The 4,248-nt window shown below is 33.1% G+C and carries 2 protein-coding genes; both read right to left on the bottom strand.

Features of this window, described 5'->3' with window-relative positions:
* Positions 1-918, bottom strand: a 918-nt coding sequence (locus WC622_RS14160) for a RagB/SusD family nutrient uptake outer membrane protein (protein ID WP_372820354.1), incomplete at its 3' end; no start/stop codon positions are given.
* Positions 919-929: 11 nt separating this feature from the next.
* A complete protein-coding gene (locus tag WC622_RS14155) occupies positions 930-3,962 on the bottom strand; it encodes a SusC/RagA family TonB-linked outer membrane protein (protein ID WP_372820353.1) in 3,033 nt (1,010 codons plus the stop codon).
* Positions 3,963-4,248: the final 286 nt, after the last annotated feature.

The raw sequence follows: 4,248 nt of genomic DNA, 5'->3' as shown, positions 1-4,248 counted from the left end.
TTGAACAGCACGTTTAAATGCAAATGGACTGTAGCCGTTAACATTTTCGGTAAGTTCATCTGTTGTGATGTATTTCACACCAAAACTACCATCGCCATTAAGCTGTGAAGTATTGTCTACAAAGAATTTTGTGTAAACTTCGCAATCTAAATAATTGCCTTGCCATGCTGCAATATGTGCTAAAATAGCATAAGCTGATAATTTTGTAAGTAATACACCATTCCATGTAGACCAACCACTACCATAATATAAACCTGGGAAAATTGGATCTGTACCACCATACCTAAATGGCAATACTTTAACTGCTGATAGCAATTCTGAAGTAGCAAAAGCTAAAACTTTATCTTTAGAGGTACGTGGATGTGTATTAAAATCACCATCATGAGAAGTGATTAACAATGGAACATCACCCCAAATACGAACCATATAAAAATATGCAAATGCTCTCATCGCTCTAGCTTGAGCTACATCTACTTGATTATTAATCGGTGTATAACGGGGATCATTTGCTACAATCTCACGTGAACGTTCAATAAATAAACTAGCCGCATTTATCACTGAATAAAATCTTCTCCAGTTGGTAATGTTATTAAATATTGGATAGGATGCATTTAATTGACCATCAATAATAGCCTTTAAATCAGCACGATTGGTAGAAACAAAATCTCCTTGTCTCAAATCTCCCATTAACCAATGAGTATTATCAGCAACCATAGCGGTACGCATTAAGGTATACATTCCTATTAATGCACCTTTTGCATCCTCTTGATTTTTCCATAAATTTTCTTCAGCTGCTAATCTTGTCGATTGAACATCGAGGATTTTTTTACATGAAAAATGAACGGTAATGAGCGTGGTTAACAACAGCGCAATTAAAAATCTATTTAATTTAACGCCTTTATATTTTAATGATATCATAATTTGCCCTCTTATAAATCTAATTTTAAACCTAATGTGAAAGTTCTGGCAATAGGTAAGCTGGTACCATCGTAATTACCATTATAATTGATTAGCTCTGGATCTGTTCCTGAAAAATTCGTAATCGTTAATAAATTACTTCCTGTCACATATAAATATGCTCTTCTGAAACCTAATTTGGCATTAGAGATAAATCGTGCTTTAGATAAATCGTAACCAAGAGTTACCGAACGAAGCTTTACATAAGAAGCATTTTCTAAGAACAAATCTTGATCTACACGATATGGAATAACGTTACTCCAAACATTGTATATTGGGTAACTTTTCAAATTATCGCTAGTTTGCCAAGAAGTAATTTCTTTAACAGAGTTGATATCACTTGCAGATTCTCTATTCACGAAATCATATCTACTTGCATCAAATTGGTTAATTGCTTTTTGACCAAGAGCAAAAAAGAAGTGGAAGTTCAAATCGAAGTTTTTATAACTGAAATCGTTCATCCATCCGCCAGTGAATTTTGGCATTCTATCTCCAACAAACTGTTTATCTGCATCGGTTATGTTAAAATCACCATTGTAGTCTACCCATTTAGGGTCACCAGCTTTAAGTGCTAAACCGTTAAATGTTAGTTTTTTTCCACCTGAATTAGATGGTACTTCAGCGTCTGTATTATATATACCATTATTTGTGTATAACCAATATGAGCCTACCGATTGTCCAACTTTTAATTTGTTATCACCAATTACTAATTCATTTAAACCACCAGGCAATGCAGTTAATTCATTTCTGTTATAGTTTAGATTAACTGAAGTTGTCCAACTTAAGGTTTTCCCGTTTTGAAGAACATTTCCTGTAAGCACTAAATCAACTCCTTTATTGTTAATTGCCATTCCATTTTTATAAATGCTGGCATAACCACTTTCTGCTGATAAAGGAATATTTAGCAATTGGTTTTTATCATCTCTATTGTAAAAAGTTACCGCAGCACTTAATTTATTATTTAAAATAGTAGATGATGCTGAAATATTTAAGCGATCTGAATAAGGCAAGGTTACACCATATCCAACCCAACCGGTGTTATATGGACGTGAAATTCCTTGAAAACCACCAAATGTTGGGATTGTTGGTTCTTCGTTCCATCCATACTCGGTGCGGTATTGAGGCCCAGCGCCGAAACGATCATCTAAAAATATTTTAGCAGATCTAGCCCAAGATGCACCGATTGTTAACTCATTAAAAAATTTGTTTTTACTTAACAACTGATTTTTCAAGTTCCAATCTGCACTAAATGCAGGTGTAGTAATCCAACGACTGTTTGGTTGCCCATTAGAAGAACCATCTCTTCTTACAACAGCACCTAAGCTTACTAAATCTTTGTAGTTATATTTTACTGTACCAAAAAATGAAACTAAACTGTTTTTCATTTTATCAGAATACCTAAACAAGTAAAAATTCTCAATTGCATTGAGGTAACCAGGATCAGTATTTTTAATATCCCCTTTTACAACGTTAATTTTAATGAAATCACTGTTTCCATTATATCCACGAGCATAATTGTATTTATATGCATCTCCTTGTAAAGATTGACCCAATTCAAATTTGAAAGAGTGATTTTTGTTCAAGTCATACGAATAGGTTAATAAGTTGTTTAAACCAAAACGCTGATTAAAACCGAAAAATCCTGATACATAATTAACTCCATCCATCAACGTTGTTGGATAAAATGCATCTCGTAATCCTTCATTATAATCGAATACTACTGCTGTATTGAAGTTCAATTGAGGCATTAATCGTAGGTTCAACGCCAATGAGCCATTCAATAAGTTATTTCTGTTATCATCCACCACTTTCGAATATTCATTTAAAAACAACTGGTAGTTATCTTTATTTGGCGATAAGGGATTAGAAAAATCTGGTAAATATCTTACCTCAGCAAAGCGATCGCGTAAACTTTTATTCCTATTTCTATCCATTCTAGCTGCGTTTAAGAAACTAGATACAGTCATCCATTTAAATGGCATCATGTTAATTGCAAAATAGGCGTTGTATTTATTTAAAGAAGTTTCATCAGCATTACTTGCATTTTTTAAGGCTGTTCCATAAAATCTAAAATTTGCACGCTCATTACCACCAGTTATACCTAAGTCAACCCCGTAAATGTTTGCGTTTTTATAGTACAAGTCATTCCAATTTGACTTACCGAAATAATCAAGATTAGTAGAGTCTCTTAAGAAACTAGCGTAATTATCATAATTAGCTGGAGTTGCATATTTTTTATAAAATGGTGTGCGAAAGTTATTTTCGAATACACCATTTACAGTTTGAACATTATTTGCAGGCACGATACCTACGTATGAGTTTAAACTAATTTCTCTTAAACCGCTCTTTGCTGCTTTAGTAGTAATCCAAATTGCACCATTAGCCGCATTAGGACCTAACTTTGCTAAAGAAATTGGATCTTTTAATACTTCAATTGATTGGATATTATCGATATCAATGTTGGCCAATAAATTTGTTGCAGGTCCTATTCTGTTATAATCGTACTTCTGTACATCGTAAGCAAAAGGATTATCCTGTACCAAATACACGCCATTTAAATAAACAGCTGGCTGTACATTGTAAATATCTTTTTTTGTAAAAATTGGAGCCGAAGTTCCTTGAATGATTATACTTTGTTCTGTACCAGGTTCTCCGGTAGTTTCTTGAACGTATAAACCAGCAACATTTCCTTTTAGCATTTGTTGCAAGGAAAGGTTAGGGACATTTCGTGAAGATGATACGCGAAGCGAATCTCTATTAATTTTAAATTGATGATTGAATGCTGTGTTTTTACCTAGTACAGTATCCGTAGCAATAGAGTCTTTAGCTAGCTTACGCTTTTTGTTGGTATCAATAGCAACAACTTGTTTACTTTCTAAATACGACAGATTTGTTAAGGTACTTTTTAATGAATTTACCTCTACATAGGCTTTAGCCTGAGCGTTTGGAAAACCAAAAAAAGATAACAACAAAGCACATAATATGCTTGTAATAATTTTAACCATTTGATTAGTTTTATTAAGTTTTAGTATTTGAGATGAAAATGCAATTGCTAAAAGATTAGCAAAGAATTGTATCTGCTTGAGATTTTTAAAGACAATACTGTCTGGGAATACAGCGTAAAATTTTTGATCATTTGGGTTGGGTTTAGGTTTGGTTAAAAAAATTCTTACTGCAAAAAAAATGCAGTAAGAACGGTTAATTTGTGTTTATCCACCTTGGTTAGAGGTTTCATTTGTGTGTTTGTGTTTCTTCTATTAATTAGCTATAATTCTTTTTAGCTATGCTGTA

The organism is Pedobacter sp., assembly GCF_041662865.1.
Taxonomy (GTDB): domain Bacteria; phylum Bacteroidota; class Bacteroidia; order Sphingobacteriales; family Sphingobacteriaceae; genus Pedobacter.
The sequence above is the reverse complement of the archived record's forward strand: the minus strand, read 5'-3'. Positions and strand labels throughout refer to the sequence as shown.

Excerpts from the sequence above, each read along its gene's own strand:
- WC622_RS14155 (WP_372820353.1), bottom strand. The coding sequence starts at position 3,962 with ATGGTTAAAATTATTACAAGCATATTATGTGCTTTGTTGTTATCTTTT.